Origin of the sequence: Lutimonas saemankumensis, assembly GCF_020171465.1 — a bacterium.
Classification (GTDB): domain Bacteria; phylum Bacteroidota; class Bacteroidia; order Flavobacteriales; family Flavobacteriaceae; genus Lutimonas; species Lutimonas saemankumensis.
This window is the reverse complement of sequence record NZ_JAIUZR010000005.1, coordinates 348027-369782: the sequence shown is the minus strand read 5'-3', so window position 1 is coordinate 369782 and position 21756 is coordinate 348027. Positions and strand designations below refer to the sequence as shown.

Sequence of the window (21756 nt, the reverse complement as noted above, 5' to 3'; positions counted from 1 at the left end):
CTGCTAATTATGAATTTTCGAGTATGTTATTTTTAATTTCTGAAGGAACGATGACAGGAGCTTTTGGCAAAAAAGATTCATCGGTCAAAGTCTTTAAAAAATCCACAAGTCTGTCCAGTTCTTCCTCTGTGAGTTCAGGTTCCCATATATGCCAATGAAGATACAATTTTTCACCTTCAGGCACCGCATGTCCCCTTCCTTTGGTATAAAATTCAACCGTTTCCCGAAGCGTTGAAAACTTTCCTGAATGCATATAAGGTGCCGTTTTTTCAATATTCCTTAAACTCGGCACTTTAAAACCACCTCTTCGTGTTGCGTCATTAAACGTTTTTTCCGCTCCTATGTCAAACGCATGGCCTTCAGGCTCCGGTGATCCTATCACCGCGATCTGCTGATTGGTAAACAAAGGTGGTGTATGGCACTCCGCGCATCGCGCCACAAAGGAGCGGAATATGTTCAACCCTTTAATTTCATTCTCATTCAGTGCACCTGAAAACCCGTGGGCATATCTGTCGTATTTTGAATTTAGCGAGATCAGAGAACTTTCAAAAGCTGCTATGGCAGTGTAAATCTCGTGTAATTGAATACTGTCTTTTTCAGGTCTTTCAGGGAATGCCTCAGAGAATAAACTTCTGTAAACAGGAATAGCATTCATGGTTTGAAGAAGTTGCTGAGGATTGTTACCCATTTCCTTAGGAGAATATAAGGGGCCTTGCATTTGTTCCTCCAAAGAACCTGCTCGGGCATCCCAGAAAAACTTTTTCAAATAAGCCACATTCCATAAACTGGGTGAGGATCTTTCTGTAATGGAATCGTTTATTCCTTTCGATAGACTTCTGCCGTCCGCAAACCCTTTCTTAGGGTCGTGACATGTGGCACATGAAATCTGACCATTTGCTGAAAGGACAGGGTCAAAAAACAAATACCTCCCCAGATCGATCTGCTGTGGGCTAAAACCATCTCTGACTTGTGGTAATGAAGTTTTCAGCCCGCCAACCCCCTTATCCTGTAGCGATTCGTACTGCTGATACAAATTTTTGGCAATACATCTGTTATCTTCATTTAAAACAAATCCAGGAGGACAGATATCACAGAGCTCTATTTGAGTACTTTCAACTGCTTGATTATTTTCTAAGAAAAGAACCTTTTCCTTTTTTTCGCATGAACCCATCAGCGTCAGCAAAAGAAACAAAACAGCATATCCTTTTATGTAAAATAATTCTCTCATATTTGAAAATATCCGCCGGTTGGCGGATATTTATCATTCAATTTTCCCGTTACGGGTATCTATTTTTTATGGAAGTATCGGGCCATAAAAAGCAGGATACTTTCCTATGTCGACCAAAGCTCCGGCATCTTCAAAATTAGATCCATAGGTTTCATCAATCGCTTTAAGGAATTCATTGGCAAGGAAGGCATAACCACGGGCATTCAAATGTATTCCATCCAATGAAAAGGCGCCTCCTGTAACGTAATCACCGGTAAGGATAAATCCATTACTGGAAACTCCTCCATTTGATAATTGCTCCAAAAGACTATTTGCATCCACAAAACCTAAGCCTTTTTGAGTTACAACTGCCGATATGGCCTGATTGTAAGCGTCGGTTGCATTCATTACTGCCTCTTGCTCTGATGGCAGAAGCACCCATTTATCCTCAAGTGGAAAAGTAAGGCCGTTCACCGATAACTGACCTGCCAGCTCAGGAGGTACACCAAGGCCTGTCAAAAATGTAAAATACTCCTCATTTATACTTGATATTGCCCCGCTGGATGTTAAAACGAGCAAGTCATTTTCATTGGCCTGTCTTGACTGGGCGTACTGCGCTGATAAAATCGTTGCAGTAGGTTCTGTTACACCTCCAAATAATAATGCCCCTTTTAGCAAAGGAGAAATGTTCTGTAAGGACTCATCATGGATCACAACCGGACTTGGTTCATCTTCAGAAAAGAACACCTGCCGATCCGGATATCCTATAGCTACAAAAGCCTGGTTCAGCTGAGCATAGGCAGCGTTCAACAAAGGAATTTGCTCTGCATATTCAGGTATCGTATTGGGATCCAAAGGGTCATGCGGTACCGTAGTAAAATAAGGAAGGCTCGTTACTGCCGGTATATTTCCAATTACACCTTTGGCTCCACCGGCTGTCATGGTTTCCACCACCGTATTGAGAACCTGTGCAAAAACATTTGGGTCCGTGATATCATTAGGACCATAGGTACTCGGATCAAAGTTACCCGTCTGATCCACCCCGGTTCCTCCGGAAGTTGCATAGCCCAATACATCGTTTCCGGCTATTTCCGAAATCACAAAAAACGAGGGAAACTGAGATGCTGCATCTTCCAGGACGGTAACATTCGGGCCTGAAGCCATTCTTGCAAAATAAGGGTTAGCCAGTCCCAGTTCAACACCAGCCACATTTCCATATCCAGGCGCTACCAGATGAAAGCTTTTGGCCCCGGGAACTCCCATATTATTAAAGGGACCGGAAATTACATTGGTAATCTCAGTTGAAGGTGTACCTTCAACAGGTACGGGTGCAGCCCCATTAAAATAGAGTCTTGGACCAGTATATACATCTCCGTTCAATAAAAGACCTCCTATGTTGTCATCTACTAAAGGCTGAACAAACTCTCCACCGCCGGCGAGTTCCATTTGTTTCGCCATAATATTTGGAAAGGAGTTTTCCTGTGAGTTAATAAACACGGTTCCATCAGATACACCGGAAACAAAAGAAGCTCCGAGACTAACCATTTTACTAAAATCCGCATCTCCTGAAACCACCTCTACCGGGGGCTCAATTTCTCTGTCATATTTTCCTTGTTCACAAGAGGACAAGATCACTGCCCCTATTACAAACCATATATATTTTATTCTTAACATTGTTTTCTTTTTAATTTTTTACTGATTGAATACCCATGAAACGAAGAACTGTGTTCCAATAAAAGGAGCTCCTACGGCACTTTGATATTCCTTTCCTCCTAAGTTGGCTCCACCCATCTTGAACATTGAATTGATCTTTGGAACATAGTAGTTGACCTGAGCATCAATAACAGTTCTTTCGGGAATAACAGCATTGGCAATGGTTGCCTGCCACAAATATTCATCACTCCATCTCAAATTGAAATTAAAACCTAAATTGTCGACAATTTTTGCGCTTCCAATAGAAAATTTCCATTTGTGTTCCGGCGTATTGAATCCCGCGGAAAAATCCGGGTCAGACGACTGGTCGAAATCAAACTTGGCAAGTGTATAATTCAGTCCAACATCCAGCTTTTTCAAAATTTTTGCATTTAGGCCAATTGTACCTCCATAAGAAGAAATATCGGCTTTAGAGTTTGTATAGGTTTGAAAAACATCAAAGTTTCCTGTTACTATATCAAATACTCCTGACTGATCAAGTGTTGTTCCTGAAATAGGTGTAACTACGTTTGAATTACTAATAAAGTTTTCATATTTACTGTAATAACCGGATACATCCACATAAATCTTTCCAAAAATTCCACGATAACCGACATCAAAGGATCTTATTTTTTCGGGCTGAACTAAATTGGTAGGTATTAGATTCCCGTCAATATCAAACTCTTGATCCACCGGCCTTAGTTTTGTAGGGTCTCCGGTTGCCGCAAACTCACTAACTGATGCAGCCGTATAAGAATCACTATAAACTTTTCTACCTGTTAAAGGTGTGTTTGGAAGGTCCCGGTCAAGGTTATCAGGCGAAGATCCAACCAGTATGGCTCTACCCGCATCTAATCCGATAAACAGATCCTGTGTGGTAGGATTTCTGAAACCAGTTTGAAAAGATGCCCTGAAATTATGATCTCTGGCATCACCTGCAGCATAAGTGATCGAGGCTCTGGGAGAATAGTTGCCGTCAAAGAATTTATTCTTGTCGTAACGAATAGAGGCCTGTAACTTCAAACGGTCATCCATTAATTTTTTAATACCCTGAACATAAATTCCATATTCATCATAATTTATAGGGCCGTCATAATCTGTAAAGATTGTTCCTTCTGAATTCAATGAGTACTGTCTGTAAGATCCACCAACCTGAAGGTCCCACTTGTCATCAAGTAGCCTTGCGAAATTATAATTACCCTCACCAATATACATTTTGGTCTGATCGATAAATTTAGAACCTGTTTCTAGATTCCCGTCTGAAGTGATCTCATCAAATAATTGATTAAATAATTCAGAACCTGGTCTGGGCGTAGTGGTTTCGTCAGAATCGGCCACAACTCTTGCCAGGCTATGTGCCTGATCATCCGTTGCGCCTCCAAGAACAGCCTCCAGGTATCCTCCCAAATAGGCACCGAACCACTCCGTTGCCTTGTATTTGGCAATATTAATTCCGGTAAAACGCATATCATAGGAATCTCCTGCGTCTTCTGTCACCATATAACCTCTGACAAAAAAATCTTTGTTGCGAATTTCCAGTTTATGCTGTTGCAAGATGAAGTTCTTCAATGCATATCTGTTAGTTCCCTGATAAAATGTAGAACCATACCCTCCTCTCGTATTAAAGATGATCTCGAGATCATCTCCATTGGGCCTGTAATGGAAGGCAGCATCCCATTTAAAACTTTCTGCATTATAATCAGTAAAGGCTTGCTCGTAATATCCTGTTCTGGCAACGTTAACCTCAGGGATCAAGCCACTCAAACCAGCAGGTAACTGCCCGGATGCCTCAGCAAGTTGGGCAAATTCTCTAAAATTCAATCCATTCGCCGCGAGCGACACCTCATCTCCATAAATATTTAAACCATCATGGGCAGGGCCTGATCGATAAGCTAATACTTCGTCCGGTTCACCAACATTGGTATTGGCATTGGAATACATGTTGTCGTCGTTGGCATACCAGTCCGTACCTTTTAAATAAGAAATGGACACCTTAAGGGCAAATTTTTCACTGAATGCATGCGCATATCGGGCTCCCAGATCATAAAAAACATTATCACCGGCTGCCTTTTGAACCGTCAGACCGGTTTTTGCATAGGTACTTATTCCCGTATTCTCAAATGGATTTCTCGTATTCATAAAAAGAATTCCATTGAAAGCATTTGCACCATAAAGAGCAGATGCAGCACCTGGAATAATTTCGACACTTTGAAGATCCAGCTCATTTACTCCAACCAGATTACCCAGTGGAAAATTCAAGGCTGGTGATGAAGAATCCATTCCATCAACCAACTGCACGAACCTTTCATTTGAAAATGTGGCAAAACCTCTAGTATTGATTGAATTGAAAGTTAAACTTCCACGATTCATATCAACACCTTTCAAATTTTCTAGTCCTTCATAAAAACTGGGTGAACTGGCACTTTTCAAATCCCTGATTCCAATTCTTTCAATGGTTACCGGTGATTCTCTAACACTTTCCGGTGTCCTTGAAGCCGATACAACAACCTCATCAAGAGAAGTCGCATTTTCAACCAGTGCTATTTGTAAGTCTTCTGTATCACCTGTTATTTCAACTGTCTGGGTTTGGTACCCGACAAAGGTAAACTCGATACTGAAAGGTAGTTCTTCATTCGTATTCAGAGTAAAATTTCCATCAAAATCGGTAGAGTTTCCAATAGCTTTTCCCACCACCCTAACATTTACTCCTGGTAATGGATCACCTGTGTTCGAGTCGGAAACCAGTCCTGAAATAGACGTTTGCCCGAACACCACTGTCCCGCATAATATAGCGAGCAACGTTAAAAATTTGTTCATAGATAAATAATTTGCGTAAGTTAAAGTGGCGGAAAAATACAATTTTTTTTGACTATCCCTAAATTTTTAACAAAAAAGAAATAAAACAAGAAAAAAGAGGTGTTTAAATTCAGAATCTATTCTATCCAGATTTTTTGGGATGAACTTTTATTCCCTCTTTTGACATTAAGAATATAAAGCCCCCCTGAAATATCCTGAACATTCAGGTTTTCATTAAATTCGGTATTTGGATTAATAAAGCTTCTGTTTAAAATTTTCCTTCCCAGTACATCAAAAATCTGGACTTCAACATCACTGGTCTCCTCCGAACGAAATTTTATATTAAAATTACCGTCGGAAGGGTTTGGAAATACCTTAAAATTATCGAATACATAATTATTCACGGCCAATACCTCTTCTGAACTGCATATTTCCAGACTCCAGGCCTCCAGGAATCCTAAATCCTGTGGTGCCGTATCTGCTACAGTCAGAATCCAGTCTCCTAAAGAGCTTTCGCCTTTAAAAGATGTAAAGTTATCAACAGGCTCAACATTGCCCGAAATAGCCGGGATAAAATTATTGCAATTAAGAGGATCCCCGTCATCCGAGAAAACAGCCTGAATATCTTCTTGCGCCTCACATGCTCCACTGATCAATTCTATCGTTGTACCTGAAGGACTTGTAAGGAAAATGCTTAAATCACTTAACCAGGTATGAACAATTCCCGGGGCATCAGCTCCTCCGGAACGATCTATAAAACTAACTTTTACATCTTCTACGAGAACATCTTGTTCAATGTTTATTACTGAATTAATTCCCTCAGGATTATTATCGGGAATTCCACGGGGTGTATCAACAGATTCATAGGTGGTGCATACCTGATTAAAATTACCAATTGAAAAGCTTTTGGTATTCATTGAGAAAAAAACATTACCCACCGCCTCGACAATCACAAAACATTGAGAGGCTTTAAGGTCAGGAACTATTATGTCATGGCTTCCATCATTGGCAACAGCATTGGCAAGTATTGTTGGAAAGGTTCTTCCTCCATCTGTTGAAAGAAGAATATTAACCTGGGTTACATTTATATTGTTCGCTGTAGTTCCTGCCACATCCCATGTTATTGTCTCTTCCTCTCCAACGGTCCAGACAATTTCTTCCGTATTTTGGGAGGTAGTAACAAAAGGCCCTGCCTCATTACTTACAGTAATTTTCATTTCATCCGAGACCACTTGCCCTGCTTCGGTATTATTATCTCTAAGGGTTAATTTAAAATTTAAATCTCTTCCAACTCCTGGCGTCACTTCCCATTTTGAAGAAATCTCCCCAGTTACCAAAGTGCTTAACTTGGGAAAATAGCGGGTATTACTCTCCGTCGGCTCAAAAGATCTGTACGATGCTCCACTTTTTGCTAAAAAACTCGGAGGCACAATGGTCACACCTGCATCTACCTGTTCCCAACAATAGGAAAGGGGATCTCCATCAAGGTCTTCTCCTTCGCCTGTCAGTTTGAATGGAGTCCCTTTAGGAATGGTAAAACTTTCTCCTGCATCAACAGTAGGGACGTTCTGATTAAAGATCAAATTTGATTCGGCTGCACAGTTACCCCCTGCTCCGTTAATTATATAGTCTCTGATCTCTTCTATACTGATGATATGAAAATAGAGATCACTTTTTCCCTGAACATTTTGTGAAGAACATAAACCGGCGTAAGCCATAAGGGTAGAACCACTTCCGGGTTCCACAGCTGTTGGTTCATTCCTGTTCCCGCCAGAGCAACCACTTTCGTCCCCATTAAAAGTGTGGTTTGCACCAAACTGATGTCCCATTTCATGAGCTACAAAATCAAAATAAAACTCATCTCCGATTGGAAAAGGTGAACCCGTAACTCCTCTTGCTTTGAATCCACTTGCACAAACACTGGATCTTGTGGCTATTCCTCCTCCTCCCGTACTAAAAACATGCCCTATATCATAATTAGGAATTCCAATGACATTATCACAGGTTACCTGATTTTCTGACAGCATCTCTCTGCCATCATCATTCGTGTACGGGTCTGTTTCGGGATCCAGATATATGATGTCTTCATTCTTTGAAACCAACTGTAAATGTATAGCAAGATCATTTTCAAAAATGGCATTTACCCTGGTAATCGCTGTGGTCATAGCCGCAAGAACGATGGCTTTTTTCTGAGCGTCAGACTCATTCTGGGCATTCTGATCATTGATATGAAACTGAGAGTATTCTCCTGTGGCGGCCAGGGCAAGATCATAGGTGCGCAAAATTCCATCATCGGTTATTTTAGCAGACTGGCCTTTTTCAAATTCCTGTAAGACTTCTTCAGCAAGACATTCAAATTTTCGATCAGATTCCAGATCAGCTCGATCATATATTCTATACTTCTTTTTGTCTTTGGTCAGTGGTTCAATATATCTCGTTTTGCCTCCTGACTCCATAATCACGGCATGGAGTCCAATCTCATTCAGACTGAACCTGATCCTTTTTGATTTATCCTTTTCTGAATAACCTACATAAGATTTATTGTTGGGATACTTTCTGGCCAGTTCAGGAGCCATTACCGAAGATTCCAGGACCATAAAACTTAACATTTTACCATCAGCGTCAGGAAATAAAACTCTTGAACCGGCTGACCTTCCTACCTTGGAAATTGAATTGACCTTTGAAAGTTCTTTTTTGAATTGATCCAACTGAAGAGAAAAGGTTTCAGATTTTCTGAGTTTAACCTTATGTTGAATGTCTTCTATATTGATCCGTGATTCACTTACCTGAGACCAAAAATTCTGCTGCTGAGCAAAACCTGGATTCGTGCAAAAAAATACAAGAAGAATTAAAAATCTCAAGTAGTTTTTGATCATATTTTCAATTTTGTTGTTCGGAGGATAACAAATCTATGAATTTTTTGTTTAGAATGAGATGATTAATTAATCCTTATTTTTCTCAATGATTTTCGGTCACCTTTTCTGATCCGCAGAATATAAATTCCCTTTTCTATAAAGTTCAGGTTGATTACTTCTTCAAAATTCTCACTGGAATCAGGGTAAACATTTTCTAACAGTCTTCGGCCAAGAGTGTCAAATAAGTCAAGATAAACAGTTCCTGACTGATCAGATGAGAAAAAAACATTGAGCTCACCCTTTGATGGGTTTGGATAAACCTGAAAACCTTCGAGGTTATTCTCAGCGATACCCAATAATGACTGGGAAGTACATAAATTTAAACTCCAGGATTCCAATTGCCCGAAATCACCTTCGGCCAGATCCGCAACTTTCAAGGTCCATTTACCCTTTGAACTTTGATAAGACAATTTTGACAATGCTCCTAATCCTTTGACAACACCTTTAATAGCCGGGGAATAAGAAAAACAGGAAATTTCCTCTCCGCTGTCACTGAATACTGCATCGATGTCCTCATCATTAAAATTACAAGGATTCTTTAACAGATCAACAATCTTTCCTTCCGGGCTGACAAGACTCAGTTCAAGATCATTGATAAATGTGTGCTGAATCTTTACTTCCACCGAAAGATCATCGATCAAAAAATCCTCTTCAACATTCACGATTGAACGAACAACATTTGAACTGCCATATTCTATTTCTATGGGGGTATCCTCAGCTTCATACCTTGTACATACCGTATTGTATTCGCCAATTGAAAACCTGTATTGATTTACTGAAAAGAATACATTTCCGACAGCTTCAACCATAATCCTGCAATTGGGAGACTGAACCTGGGGAACCGTCACAAAATGAATCCCGTTATTCAAAACATTGGTGGCTAACTCAATATTGAAGTTTCTGCCACCGTCAATCGATAATAAAATATTAACGCGGGATACATTTATTCCATTACTATTGGTACCGGCTACATCCCATTTAATAATTTCCTGGGTTCCGGCCACCCAAAAATCTGTTTCCTCATCCTGAGAAATCACTTTGAAGGGACCTGCACTTAATGTGGTAGTAAGTATCAAATCATCTGAATTTAATCTTCCACCTTCTTCATTATTGTCCCTTACCGTAACTTTAAAATTAAGGTTGCGTTCACTATCCGGTGTTGCTTCCCATTTCGTGGAGACCAAACCTTTACCAATCGATTCCAGTTCTGGAAAATATCGGACAGATGACTCGTTTGGAGAAAAGGATCGGTAAGAAGCACCTGATTTTGAATTTGAATTAGGAGGAACCGAACTAATTCCTGCATCTGTCTGTTCCCAACAATAACTCAGCTGGTCCCCGTCAATATCAAAGGCCTCCGCTTCTAATTTAAAAGGGGTTCCAAAAGGAATCAAATAATCTCTACCGGCATTTACCTGAGGCTGATTTAAATTCCTGAGAAATGGTTCACTCCTTGCACAATCAGCACTTCCTTCAGTACCGATGTATGCATTGATCTCATCCAGACTGACGCCGTGAAAGTAAGTACTACTGTGGCTTTGTATGTTCTGGGATCCGCAATATCCGGCGTAAGACATAATTGTGGATCCGCTTCCTGGTTCAACAGCCGTAAAATCTATTCTTTGTCCTTCTAACCCACAGGAATCCTCATCTCCGTTAAACGTGTGATTCGCTCCTAACTGGTGGCCAAATTCGTGACTTACCACATCGTAATAAAATATATCTCCGTCCGGTTCCAGAGAACCACTTACGCCTTGAGCCTTCAGACCATCTGAGCAGATAACGCCTATTTTTGCAACCCCTCCGGTGGTTGAAAAAACATGCCCCAGGTCATAATTAGCTCTCCCAATAATCTGATCACAGGTGGACTGGTTCTGATCCAACATAACACCCGGATTGATAAAATCATTATCGTAGGGGTCGTCCTGAGGCCTCAGGAAAATAAGCCTGTCATTATTTTCTACCAGTTCAAAACGAATTGCCAGGTCTCTTTCAAGAAGCGCATTTACCCTTGTAACAGCCGTTGTTAACGCCGCCATAACAATGGCCTTTTTTTGCTCACTGCTTGACTGAATTGCGTCTTGTTTCCTTATGTGATATACTGAATATTCCCCGTTTGCTGATAATGCAAGTCTATAGACCTTTACGAAATTTTGGTCATTCTTTCCGGCATTTAATTTTTCATTGTCAATTAAAACTTCTGAACTTTCAGTGTAGCAGCGGACCTCCATTTCTCCCTGCAGTGATGACTCAGAATACACTTTGTAGTATTTACGGCCGCTTGTCATTGGCTCTATTATCGTATTTTCCCCTTTGCCATCCATTATTACTCCCGAAAATCCAATTTCATTCATACTGAAATAAATCATTTTTGATGGATCTTCAAGCGATACGCCTTTAAATGATCGATTACCGGAAAATTTAGCCGCCAATTTTTCTGGCATCACCCGGTATAAAAAAACTCTATAGTCTTCCATCTGTCCTTTTTCGTTCGGAAAGGAGCTTATAACACCGGCCGGCTTAAATTCTGTTTCCTTATTTTCAAGAATCTTCAAATCGTTTTTAAGTCTTTCGAAATCAAGTTCAAATGATTTATAATTTTTAGGAAGAACCTTTCTTTGAATCTTTGAAATACCTATTTTTGCCTCATCAATCACAGACCATGATTGTATATGTTGGGCATGAAGAAAAGTAATCGGAAACATAAGGCAAAATAGCTTTGCTCCAAAGTAGATTTTTCTCATTTTTAGGTTTTTTCGAACACAAACAAAATTATGAACTTTTTTCAAGTAAGCTGTTAATGCGAGGGGTGAAAACAAAAAGATGTATACCAAGACTATTTTTTCATAGTCTGTTCCTGGCCCTTTTGATGTCATGTTCCACTGCAAAAAATACAGGAGAAAATGGCGGGAAAATTACAGCGGCTCCCGAAATCAATTGCCCGGATGACGGAGATTGCAAGTTCGAAATAATTAAAAATTCAAGCCTGGAATTTAAATATGATGATACGGGTAAATTATACCCGGCCATCGAACCTGGTGAAAACTTTGTTATCAAGTATCATTATGAAAGAAAACCGGAACCGGATTTAATGGATAGCGGTTACTCAGAGTATGTCTATCTCGAATTTAACCCCGAAAACGAGCAGCTCATTTTGAAAGACAAAGAACTGCAAAAAGTAAAAATGATTTTTGGGAGAATTTGCTTCTGCAAAGGTTCTATGGGATATTTCCCGGTTCACGAAGGAAGTCTGTTTCTGTTTCATAGAGAAAAAAACCTGCAGCTTAGAACCACTTTTAAGGTTAAAAAAGTGCCACAAATCGTAACTCATATTGAGGAAAATATAAAATACTAATTTAAAAGACAGTGAGAGTTCATCAATCGATTGAAAATTATGACCCAAAAAAAGAATCCTCTGTTTTAACAATTGGTACGTTTGACGGGGTTCACATAGGGCATCAAAAGATCATCCAAAGATTAAACGAAATAAAGAGCAATTCACAGCAAAGATCCGTAATACTCACTTTTTATCCGCATCCAAGACGTGTCTTGGATCATAGAAACGATATTAAAATGCTCACAACGCTTGATGAAAAGATTCAGTTACTGGAAAAATTTGGCCTGGATGATCTCATCGTGGAACCGTTCACCAAGGAGTTTTCCAGGCAGTCGGCACTTGATTTTGTTCGGAATATACTTGTATTGAAGTTACATCTGAAGAAGTTAGTAATTGGTTATGATCATCAGTTTGGCAAAAACAGAGAGGGCAACTTTGAGCAGCTGATCGAATATGGTGAATTGTATGACTTTGGTGTCGAAAAAATATCAGCCCAGGAGATAGAACATGTTTCGGTAAGCTCAACCAAAATAAGAAAGGCCATTGAAAATGGAGACATGGATACGGCAAATAAGTATCTGGGATATAATTACTTATTGACTGGAGAGATCGTTAAGGGCCAGGGCATCGGAAGAAAGATAGAATTTCCGACAGTTAACCTGAATATTAGTGAAGATTTTAAGCTGATACCTAAAAAAGGCGTCTATGTAGTTCATGCCAAATTCAGGAACGAATCCTGTTTTGGCATCATGAATATAGGTTTCAGACCCACAGTTGGAGGAAAAGGACAAACCATTGAGGTCCATCTTCTTGATTTTAATGGAGATCTTTATGGTATGGGCATGCAGCTCGAAGTATTGACCCGGTTACGGGATGAAAAAAAGTTTGAAAATATTGATGATTTGAAAGAACAGATAGGCAAGGACGAATTATTGGCCAGAAATTGGTTGAGTAAATTGGATCAACACTAATTTAATCAAGAGGTATTATTTATCTTTGCACGTCAAAAATTAGAATATGTTATCATTACCCTACATTCGCGAAAACAGAGATCTGGTCATCAAAGGACTGGGAATTCGTAATATTAAGGATGCTGAGTCAATTGTTGATACAGTGATTGATGCCGACCAGAAGCGCCGTTCAACTCAAGCGGATCTGGATGCCGTACTTGCTGAAAGCAATAAAATTTCAAAGGAAATTGGGAAATTATTTCAGTCTGGAGAGGTTCAAAAAGCAAATCTTGCCAAAGAGAAAACCAGCCAGTTAAAAGATAAATCCAAATCACTTTCAGAACAGTTGGCTAAACTTGAAACGGAGTTAAATGAACTGCTCTATCAGATCCCGAATGTTCCAAACAATCTTGTTCCCAAGGGAAATTCAGAAGAGGATAATGAAGTGGTTCATGAGGAAGGAGACATTCCGGAATTGCATACCGGATCCATGCCTCACTGGGAATTGTGTAAGAAACATGACATCATAGATTTTGAACTTGGAAATAAAATAACAGGAGCAGGTTTTCCGGTTTATAAAGGAAAGGGTGCAAAATTACAGCGTGCGTTGATTACTTATTTTCTAGATAAGAACTCAGAAGCCGGCTATACGGAGGTACAACCACCGCTTCTAATCAATGAAGCCTCCGGTTTAGGGACCGGACAGCTTCCTGATAAGGAAGGACAGATGTATCATGTTGGTATTGACAACCTCTATTTGATCCCGACTGCCGAGGTTCCTGTTACCAATCTTTACAGAGATGTTTTATTAAAAGAGAGTGAATTTCCTATACTCAACACGGCTTACACCCCATGTTTTAGAAGAGAAGCCGGATCTTATGGTGCACATGTAAGAGGGTTAAATCGTCTGCATCAGTTTGATAAAGTGGAGATCGTAAGAATAGAGCACCCTGATAATTCATATCAGGCTCTGGATAAAATGGTTGAACATGTAAAAGGTATTCTCAAGGAATTAAAACTTCCTTATCGAATTTTGCGCCTCTGTGGAGGGGATTTGGGATTCACATCAGCGCTAACATATGATTTTGAAGTTTTTTCAACCGCTCAGAACAGATGGCTTGAAATCAGCTCGGTGTCTAATTTCGAAACTTTTCAGGCGAATCGATTAAAACTGCGTTTTAAAAATAAAGATGGGAAAAGTCAGTTGGCGCACACTCTTAATGGAAGCTCACTTGCTTTACCTCGAGTTCTGGCCGGACTTTTAGAGAATTGTCAAACCGAAAATGGTATTGTAATCCCTGAAGTCTTGAGAAAATATACAGGTTTTGACGTGATTGATTAGTCGATTAAAATCTATTTTCTGCATTGACCTACTAAGATGCATCCATCATTTTCTTGTAATGATTCATAATTAACAAATCATTCAAGTAATCGTTGATCTGACCATTTTTCATATGGTTCTTTGCACTTTGTCTGGCTCTTTCGTAGAATGTTTTTACTTCGTTCATAACTTTAAGATTTTTGTTATTGTTGACTTATACTATTAAGACTGTTATTTTTAAATAACGTTACATTTTAGAAATTATTTTATTAAAATTTTAACATTGTTTAGAATATCAAATAAAAACCATTAAGTTTTTAGCACAACATCAATAATATTGCTTTAAATTGCGAATTAAATAATTAGCTTAAACGGATTAGATTAATGAGGAGTAAATATTCTCTAAAAATAAAAGGACTTTTCTTTATTGCGCTGTTTTTTGTAACGCTTCAATCCATTGCACAGAGTGCTGAGCTTGCCAATTCTTATTACCGAAAAGGAGAATACGAAAAAGCGATTTTATTGTACAAACCTCTTCTCGAAGCAAATCCAATAAGGCAGGATTATTTTAAGAACTTATTGACCTGTTATCAGCAGATTGAAGACTACTCAGAGGCACAGACGCTGATCCGGAATCAATTAATCCGCTTTCCGGAACAGGTATATCTTTATGTGGAGTTGGGGTATAATCATCAATTGATGGAAGAAGAAGATCTCGCAGCTGAATACTATGAAAAAGCCGTTGGTTTCGTGAGGATGAACCCGAGCTATGCATTTATGATCGGGAGATCCTTTAGTCAAAATCACTTATTGGATAAAGCACTTGAAACATATTCAGTGGCCAAAGAACTGAATCCAAAACTCAATACTGAAATTAGCGAAGCCAGAATTTATGGAGAAAAGGGGGATTTGGAAAAAATGTTCAACCTGTTCCTTGATCTTATTGATAAAAACGAAAACTATTTTTCCACAGTTCAGCGCTACAGCGCTAATTTCATAAGCAACGACAAAACAGATCCTAACAATATCCTCTTCAGGAACCTCCTGTTAAAAAGGGCTCAATCAGATCCTAAAGATGCCTGGAATATCCTGTTAAGCTGGTTGTTCATGCAACAGGAAGATTACAAAAAAGCCCTGGTTCAGGAAAAGTCTTTGTTCAGGCGAAAGCCCGGAAATTTGAGCCGTGTTGCTGAAATTGGGTATCTTTCTTTTGAGTCCAGGGACTATGATACAGCAAGAGATGCATTTTCTTTTCTGGTTGAAAACAGTGAAGATAATTTAACCGATGTACAACCGGTGATGCTTGCTGAGCTTTACCTTCTGAAGATTGAAAATTTGAACATAAATACCTTGAAGGAAAAAGTCATTATCGAGGAAAAATTTGAGGAGCTACTCGAAAAATACAGTATTTATTCAGAAACGCTTGAGCTACATTTATCGTATGCCGATTTTTTGGCGTTTGATATCAATAAGGCAGAAAAGGCTATTAGCCATCTTGAGGGTGTTGCTGCTTCTCTTCAATCTCCTTTTAACACAGGAGTCGTTCAAATGAAAATTGCTGACATTCTGGTTTTTAATGATAAATTCAACCAGGCTTTGATTTTGTATACCCAGATTCAATATGATTTAAAAAACAGTGAACTTGCTCAGGAAGCCAGATTTAAAGTTGCTCGAACCTCCTATTTCAAAGGAGATTTTGAATGGGCCCAGAATCAACTTAAGGTACTAAAATCGTCCACTTCACAACTCATTGCTAACGACGCACTTGAACTCAGCCTAAAAATTGGAAACAATATTGAAAAAGATAGTATCAACGAAGGCGTCAGGCTTTATGCGAAGGCAGAACTTCTTGGCTTTCAGCATAAATTCAGACAGGCCGTGGACACCCTGAATATAGTCCTTAGCGAATATAAAGGCAGACAGATTGAAGACGATGCACTTTATTACCAGGCCATTTGTTTTGAAGCCCTGAAAGAATTCCCGGCAGCGGAAAAAAATCTAATCTCCATTTTGGACTTTCACCCTGAAAGCCTTTTAATAGATGACTGTCTCTATAAACTTGGAGTCTTATACAGGGATGAGTTGAACAATAAGGAAAAAGCCAAAGAAATGTTTGAGCGCATCATTTTTGAATTTCCTTCCAGTATTTATCTGGTTGATGCGAGGGCGGCATTCAGGCAAATTCGAGGTGATGATATATGAAAACCCTGACTGTTGTCTATTTTTGACTTTAAGCACTCATGATTTGAGTTAAATTATTAGTTATAACTTTAAACAAAATTAACCATGTATATTTACAATGTTACAATCAATGTGGACGAAAGCATTCATGATGAATGGATACAATGGATGAGTGACATTCATATCCCGGAAGTTCTGGCCACGGGGAAATTCATCAAAGCCTTACTGAGCCAGGTACTTGTTAATGAAGATTTGGGAGGTATAACATATTCGGTTCAATACACGTGTAAATCAAGTGAATTGTTAATGAAATATTACGAGCAAGATGCTCCGCGGCTTCGACATGAGCTGAATAAAAAATTTCCGGATAAGTTTGGTGCCTTTCGAACCGAACTGAAAATTGTACGGGAGTTTACGCACTAAATCTAAATTAAACATGAGCGTAAGAGCCAAAAAACATCTGGGTCAGCATTTTTTAAATGATGAATCCATTGCTTCCAGAATTGCAGATACGCTTACCCTTGAAGGTTATGATCATATTCTTGAAATTGGTCCTGGAATGGGGGTCCTGACCAAATATCTTTTAAAAAAGAATAAGAATATCTGGGTAATTGAAATCGATAATGAATCTATAGATTATTTAAAATCACACTATTTGCACTTGACCGACAGGATCATTGAAGGAGATTTTTTAAAGATGGATCTCAAAAAATACTTTAAGGATGAACCTTTGGCAATCACTGGTAATTTCCCCTATAACATTTCTTCTCAGATTGTTTTTAAGGCTATTGAACTAAGAGATCAGATACCTGAATTTACCGGTATGTTTCAGAAGGAAGTTGCGCAACGAATTACCGCAGGGCCCGGAAATAAGATCTACGGTATACTTTCTGTTCTAACTCAGGCGTTCTATGAAGCTGAGTATTTATTTACGGTTCCGCCCTCAGTGTTTAATCCTCCTCCAAAAGTTGATTCTGGGGTTCTGAGACTGAAAAGAAAAGCAGATTATTCACTTCCTGTAGATACATCATTCTTCTTTAAAGTAGTAAAAACAGCCTTTAATCAAAGAAGAAAAACACTTCGAAACAGCTTAAAATCATTTCAAATTTCGGATAACTTAAAGGAAGATACTATATTTGCGTTAAGGCCTGAACAATTGAGTGTTCAGCAATTTGTGGAATTAACAAAAAGTCTAGCTGAAGATGGCAGCCGAAGTGACTAAAGAATTTTTAGAGGAAATTAAACGGCTCATTTCAGCTAATGATGAGAAGTCCTTATTAAAATTACTTTCCGAAGAACATCCGGCCGATATTGCTGAAATTATCGATGAACTCGATTTAGACAATGCAACTTACCTTTTTAAATTACTCGATAGTGAACTCACGGCAGAGGCTTTACTTGAGATCCATGAAGATGATCGTGAAAAAATATTAAAAAATCTGTCAGCAGAGGAAATTGCAGATGAGATCGATGAGCTGGATACGGATGATGCCGCTGACATTATTCAGGAACTGCCTGAGGAACGAGTTGAAAAAGTTATTTCAGAAATTGAAGATGATGCCTTTGTAAAGGATATTGTCGAACTCCTAAATTATGAAGAAGGAACGGCGGGTAGTTTGATGGCGAAAGAACTTGTTAAAGTAAAGGAAACATGGATGGTGCCTACCTGTGTCAGAAAAATGCGTTCCCAGGCACAGGAAGTTACTCGTGTTCATTCGATCTATGTTGTGGACAAGGAGAATCGCCTTATAGGAAGGCTTTCCCTGAAGGATCTTCTTGTGGCATCGCCAAAGGACCGAGTATCCGATATTTATATTCCAAAGGTAGATTCCGTGCATGTCAATGATAAAGGTGAAGATGTGGCCAGACTCATGCAAAAATATGACTTGGAGGCCATTCCGGTAGTGGATGATCAAAACACCCTTATTGGCCGAATTACTATAGACGATATCGTTGATCTGATCAAAGAGGAGGCGGAAAAAGACTATCAGATGGCGGCCGGTATTACAGAAGACATTGATGCCGATGACAGTATTCTGGATAAGACCAAAGCGAGGCTTCCCTGGCTTATTCTGGGTCTTGTGGGCGGATTGGCCGCTGCTTCCATCATGGGTGGTTTTGAGGAAGCCTTAACCAATTTCCCTGAGCTGTTCTATTTCACACCACTGATAGCTGCCATGGCTGGTAATGTAGGTGTTCAGTCCTCTGCCATTATTGTACAAGGTCTGGCCAATGACAATATCAAAGGAAGTATGCTCAGCAGGATGTTTAAAGAGATTGGCCTGAGTATAATTAACGGTGTGTTATTGGCGGCCCTCATTTTCATCTTTGGTTTTTTTCTGAATTACAGTACCAGCATCAGCGTTACGATTTCGATCTCGCTTATCATGGTCATAATACTCGCTTCTTTAATTGGGACCTTTGTGCCCTTGATTCTTGACAAAAACGGAATTGACCCTGCGGTTGCAACAGGGCCTTTCATTACAACCAGTAATGATATTTTCGGAATTTTTATCTTTTTTTACATCGCTAAACTGATACTGGGATTTTAACCTTTTCTATTCATTTGGCTGGCCTGCAACTTTATTTTTTTTCGCTTTTTTACTGAGCAAATTTCCTTAATTTTGCCATTCTATAATTGATCCTATGTCAGAAACAAAAAAGTCACTCAATTTTTTAGAGCAAATTATTGAAGAAGATCTGGCTCATGGCCTTGATCGAGCAAATCTCAAATTCAGATTCCCCCCCGAACCAAACGGATACCTGCATATCGGACATGCTGCATCAATCTGCCTGAATTTTGGACTTGGGCTTAAATACAATGCCCCGGTAAACCTTCGTTTTGACGATACCAACCCTGAAAAGGAAGAACAGGAATATGTCGATGCGATCAAAAAAGATATTGAATGGCTGGGTTTTCAATGGGAAGAGGTTTTGTTTTCTTCTGATTATTTTCAACAACTCTATGACTGGGCCGTGGTTATGATCAAAGAGGGATATGCTTATGTGGATGACCAAACCTCTAATGAGATTGCGGAACAAAAAGGAACACCAACCCAGGCAGGTACGAACAGTCCCTACAGAGACAGACCCGTCTCAGAAAACCTTGATTTATTCCAAAAAATGAAAGACGGGGAATTTGAAGAAGGAACTCATGTGTTGAGAGCCAAAATTGATATGTCTTCACCAAATATGCTGATGAGGGACCCCGTGATGTATAGAATTCTGAAAAGATCGCATCACAGGACGGGTAAAACCTGGAAGATTTACCCAATGTATGACTGGACACATGGTGAATCAGATTATATCGAACAAATTACACATTCTTTGTGTACTCTTGAATTCAAACACCACAGGGAATTATATGACTGGTTCCTTGACCGTGTCTATGAACCTGAAATGATCAGACCAAAACAAAGAGAATTTGCACGAAGAAATCTGAGCTATACCGTGATGAGCAAGAGAAAATTGCTTCAGTTGGTAGAAGAAGGTCATGTTAATGGTTGGGACGATCCTCGTATGCCTACCATTTCAGGGTTGAGAAGAAGGGGTTACACCCCAAAATCAATACGTGATTTTAGTGAAACTGCCGGTATTGCCAAGAGAGACAATGTAACGGATCTGGCCTTACTTGAGTTTCATATCAGAGCTGAATTAAACAAAACGGCTCCACGTGTTATGGCAGTTCTTGATCCTGTAAAACTGGTGATCACGAATTACCCGGAAGGCAAGGAGGAGATGCTGACAGCGGAAAACAATCCGGAAGACGAGGAAGCTGGTTTTAGAACAGTTCCCTTTTCAAGGGAGTTGTATATAGAAAGAGAAGACTTCAGGGAAGTGGCGAATAAAAAATTCTTTCGACTGAAACTAGGCAAAGAAGTACGATTAAAAAATGCCTACATCATTCAAGCCAATTCTGTGGTTAAAAATGAGGAGGGTGAAATAACTGAAATTCACTGTACCTATGACCCGGATTCCAAAAGCGGAAGTGGTTCAGAGGCCAGTATGAGGAAAGTTAAGGGGACCATCCACTGGGTTTCTATACAACATGCCCTGAATGCGGAAGTCAGACTTTATGACAGGCTGTTTACTGATGAAGCCCCTGACTCACACAAGGATAAGGACTTCAAGGAATTCATAAACCCTGATTCATTGAAATTGATTGAAAACGCTTATGTTGAACCAAGCCTTGCTACGGTTGCACCGGGAGACAATTTTCAATTTCAACGACTTGGTTATTTCAATGTGGATCCAGATTCAACAAATGACAAACTTGTATTTAACAGGACAGTGGCTTTAAGGGACTCCTGGGCAAAAATTCAACAGAAGAAATAATTTTATTTATTGTAAATTGTTCACCTCTTGAAAACTGTTGAACAAATAAAACTTCCCATTCTAAAGGAAATGGAATTCTTTGAAACAAAATTCAAAGCTTCCATGATCTCGAATGTATCCCTACTCAACAGAATAACCCATTACATCGTAAGGCGAAAGGGAAAACAAATGAGGCCTATGTTTGTTTTTCTTGTGGCAAAAATGGTATCAAATGGTCAGTTTAAAGAACGAACCTACAGGGGAGCTTCCATTATTGAACTGATTCATACGGCCACACTTGTGCACGACGATGTGGTTGATGACAGCAACAGAAGGAGAGGGTTCTTTTCACTGAATGCTTTATGGAAAAATAAAATTGCGGTTCTTGTAGGGGACTATCTTTTATCAAAGGGTCTGTTATTGTCAATAGACAATGATGATTTTGACATTCTTAAACATATTTCCGTTGCTGTAAGAGAAATGAGCGAAGGTGAATTACTTCAAATCGAAAAAGCAAGACAACTCGATATAACGGAAGATGTATATTTTGATATTATCAGAAAAAAAACAGCTACCCTTATCGCTGCCTGTACGGCCATTGGCGCTACTTCCGTGGATGCCGGTAAAGAAGAGATTGAAAGTATGCGAAAATTTGGTGAAATGATCGGCATTTCCTTTCAGATCAAGGATGATCTTTTCGATTATACCGATGAAAAAATAGGAAAACCCACAGGTATAGATATCAAGGAACAAAAAATGACCCTTCCGTTGATCTATACCCTTAATAACTGTTCCAAAAAAGAGAGAAAATGGCTGATAAACTCGGTAAAAAAACATAACAAGGACAAATCCAGAGTCAAGGAGGTCATTGAATTTGTAAAACAGAATGGAGGTATTGAGTATACAGTAAAAAAAATGAAGGAATATCAAAAGGCTGCAATTGATATTTTAGATACCTATCCCAGCTCACCTTATAAGGATTCACTTCTTACCATGGTGAACTACGTCATCGACCGAGAAAAATAACTTTAACATTTCATGGC

At 39.3% G+C, this 21756-nt stretch carries 15 protein-coding genes; 9 read left to right on the top strand and 6 right to left on the bottom strand.

Annotated features, from left to right (window positions below; all coding sequences use genetic code 11):
- Positions 1-7: 7 nt before the first annotated feature.
- The 5 genes from LCM02_RS13625 to LCM02_RS13605 form a co-directional block, all read right to left on the bottom strand.
- Positions 8-1228, bottom strand: a complete 1221-nt coding sequence (locus LCM02_RS13625) for a cytochrome-c peroxidase (RefSeq protein ID WP_224931206.1) — start codon at positions 1226-1228, stop codon at positions 8-10.
- 66 nt (positions 1229-1294) lie between these two features.
- The gene (locus tag LCM02_RS13620; RefSeq protein ID WP_224931204.1) at positions 1295-2881 is read right to left on the bottom strand and encodes an SGNH/GDSL hydrolase family protein; all 1587 of its coding nucleotides are present in this window, start codon (positions 2879-2881) and stop codon (positions 1295-1297) included.
- An 18-nt stretch (positions 2882-2899) separates the two neighbouring features.
- A complete protein-coding gene (locus LCM02_RS13615; RefSeq protein WP_224931202.1) occupies positions 2900-5716 on the bottom strand; it encodes a TonB-dependent receptor in 2817 nt (938 codons plus the stop codon).
- Between the two features lie 116 nt (positions 5717-5832).
- On the bottom strand, positions 5833-8571 hold the full coding sequence (locus tag LCM02_RS13610; RefSeq protein WP_224931200.1) for a reprolysin-like metallopeptidase: 2739 nt from the start codon (positions 8569-8571) through the stop codon (positions 5833-5835).
- 62 nt (positions 8572-8633) lie between these two features.
- The gene (locus LCM02_RS13605; protein ID WP_224931197.1) at positions 8634-11354 is read right to left on the bottom strand and encodes a reprolysin-like metallopeptidase; all 2721 of its coding nucleotides are present in this window, start codon (positions 11352-11354) and stop codon (positions 8634-8636) included.
- A gap of 65 nt (positions 11355-11419) precedes the next feature.
- On the opposite strand from LCM02_RS13605, the gene LCM02_RS13600 reads away from it, so the two are divergent.
- The 3 genes from LCM02_RS13600 to serS are packed head-to-tail and all read left to right on the top strand — an operon-like array spanning position 11420 to position 14239.
- Positions 11420-11965, top strand: coding sequence for a hypothetical protein (locus tag LCM02_RS13600; RefSeq protein WP_224931195.1), 546 nt, complete (start codon positions 11420-11422; stop codon positions 11963-11965).
- A gap of 11 nt (positions 11966-11976) precedes the next feature.
- Entirely contained in the window at positions 11977-12918 is a 942-nt protein-coding gene (locus tag LCM02_RS13595; protein ID WP_224931192.1) for a bifunctional riboflavin kinase/FAD synthetase, read from the top strand.
- Between the two features lie 46 nt (positions 12919-12964).
- The gene (gene serS, locus LCM02_RS13590; protein WP_224931190.1) at positions 12965-14239 is read left to right on the top strand and encodes a serine--tRNA ligase; all 1275 of its coding nucleotides are present in this window, start codon (positions 12965-12967) and stop codon (positions 14237-14239) included.
- Between the two features lie 31 nt (positions 14240-14270).
- Here serS and LCM02_RS15940 read toward each other — a convergent pair whose 3' ends face one another.
- Positions 14271-14405, bottom strand: coding sequence for a hypothetical protein (locus tag LCM02_RS15940; RefSeq protein ID WP_262902528.1), 135 nt, complete (start codon positions 14403-14405; stop codon positions 14271-14273).
- Between the two features lie 197 nt (positions 14406-14602).
- Between LCM02_RS15940 and LCM02_RS13585 the strand changes: the two genes are divergently transcribed.
- From LCM02_RS13585 to LCM02_RS13560, 6 genes are all read left to right on the top strand, one after another.
- A complete protein-coding gene (locus tag LCM02_RS13585) occupies positions 14603-16420 on the top strand; it encodes a tetratricopeptide repeat protein (protein WP_224931188.1) in 1818 nt (605 codons plus the stop codon).
- 84 nt (positions 16421-16504) lie between these two features.
- Positions 16505-16822 (top strand): DUF4286 family protein, encoded by a 318-nt coding sequence (locus LCM02_RS13580; RefSeq protein ID WP_224931185.1) that lies wholly within the window; start codon positions 16505-16507, stop codon positions 16820-16822.
- A 13-nt stretch (positions 16823-16835) separates the two neighbouring features.
- A complete protein-coding gene (rsmA, locus tag LCM02_RS13575; protein ID WP_224931183.1) occupies positions 16836-17621 on the top strand; it encodes a 16S rRNA (adenine(1518)-N(6)/adenine(1519)-N(6))-dimethyltransferase RsmA in 786 nt (261 codons plus the stop codon).
- A complete protein-coding gene (gene mgtE, locus LCM02_RS13570; RefSeq protein ID WP_224931180.1) occupies positions 17602-18951 on the top strand; it encodes a magnesium transporter in 1350 nt (449 codons plus the stop codon). Before rsmA ends, mgtE begins: the two co-directional genes overlap by 20 nt.
- A 94-nt stretch (positions 18952-19045) precedes the next feature.
- The gene (locus LCM02_RS13565; protein WP_224931178.1) at positions 19046-20734 is read left to right on the top strand and encodes a glutamine--tRNA ligase/YqeY domain fusion protein; all 1689 of its coding nucleotides are present in this window, start codon (positions 19046-19048) and stop codon (positions 20732-20734) included.
- A gap of 27 nt (positions 20735-20761) precedes the next feature.
- Positions 20762-21739, top strand: coding sequence for a polyprenyl synthetase family protein (locus tag LCM02_RS13560; RefSeq protein WP_224931176.1), 978 nt, complete (start codon positions 20762-20764; stop codon positions 21737-21739).
- Positions 21740-21756: the final 17 nt, after the last annotated feature.

Coding starts and splice junctions, on each gene's coding strand:
- LCM02_RS13625 (WP_224931206.1), bottom strand. CDS start 1,228: ATGAGAGAATTATTTTACATAAAAGGATATGCTGTTTTGTTTCTTTTG.
- LCM02_RS13620 (WP_224931204.1), bottom strand. CDS start 2,881: ATGTTAAGAATAAAATATATATGGTTTGTAATAGGGGCAGTGATCTTG.
- LCM02_RS13615 (WP_224931202.1), bottom strand. CDS start 5,716: ATGAACAAATTTTTAACGTTGCTCGCTATATTATGCGGGACAGTGGTG.
- LCM02_RS13610 (WP_224931200.1), bottom strand. CDS start 8,571: ATGATCAAAAACTACTTGAGATTTTTAATTCTTCTTGTATTTTTTTGC.
- LCM02_RS13605 (WP_224931197.1), bottom strand. CDS start 11,354: ATGAGAAAAATCTACTTTGGAGCAAAGCTATTTTGCCTTATGTTTCCG.
- serS (WP_224931190.1), top strand. CDS start 12,965: ATGTTATCATTACCCTACATTCGCGAAAACAGAGATCTGGTCATCAAA.
- LCM02_RS15940 (WP_262902528.1), bottom strand. CDS start 14,405: ATGAACGAAGTAAAAACATTCTACGAAAGAGCCAGACAAAGTGCAAAG.
- LCM02_RS13585 (WP_224931188.1), top strand. CDS start 14,603: ATGAGGAGTAAATATTCTCTAAAAATAAAAGGACTTTTCTTTATTGCG.
- LCM02_RS13580 (WP_224931185.1), top strand. CDS start 16,505: ATGTATATTTACAATGTTACAATCAATGTGGACGAAAGCATTCATGAT.
- rsmA (WP_224931183.1), top strand. CDS start 16,836: ATGAGCGTAAGAGCCAAAAAACATCTGGGTCAGCATTTTTTAAATGAT.
- mgtE (WP_224931180.1), top strand. CDS start 17,602: ATGGCAGCCGAAGTGACTAAAGAATTTTTAGAGGAAATTAAACGGCTC.
- LCM02_RS13565 (WP_224931178.1), top strand. CDS start 19,046: ATGTCAGAAACAAAAAAGTCACTCAATTTTTTAGAGCAAATTATTGAA.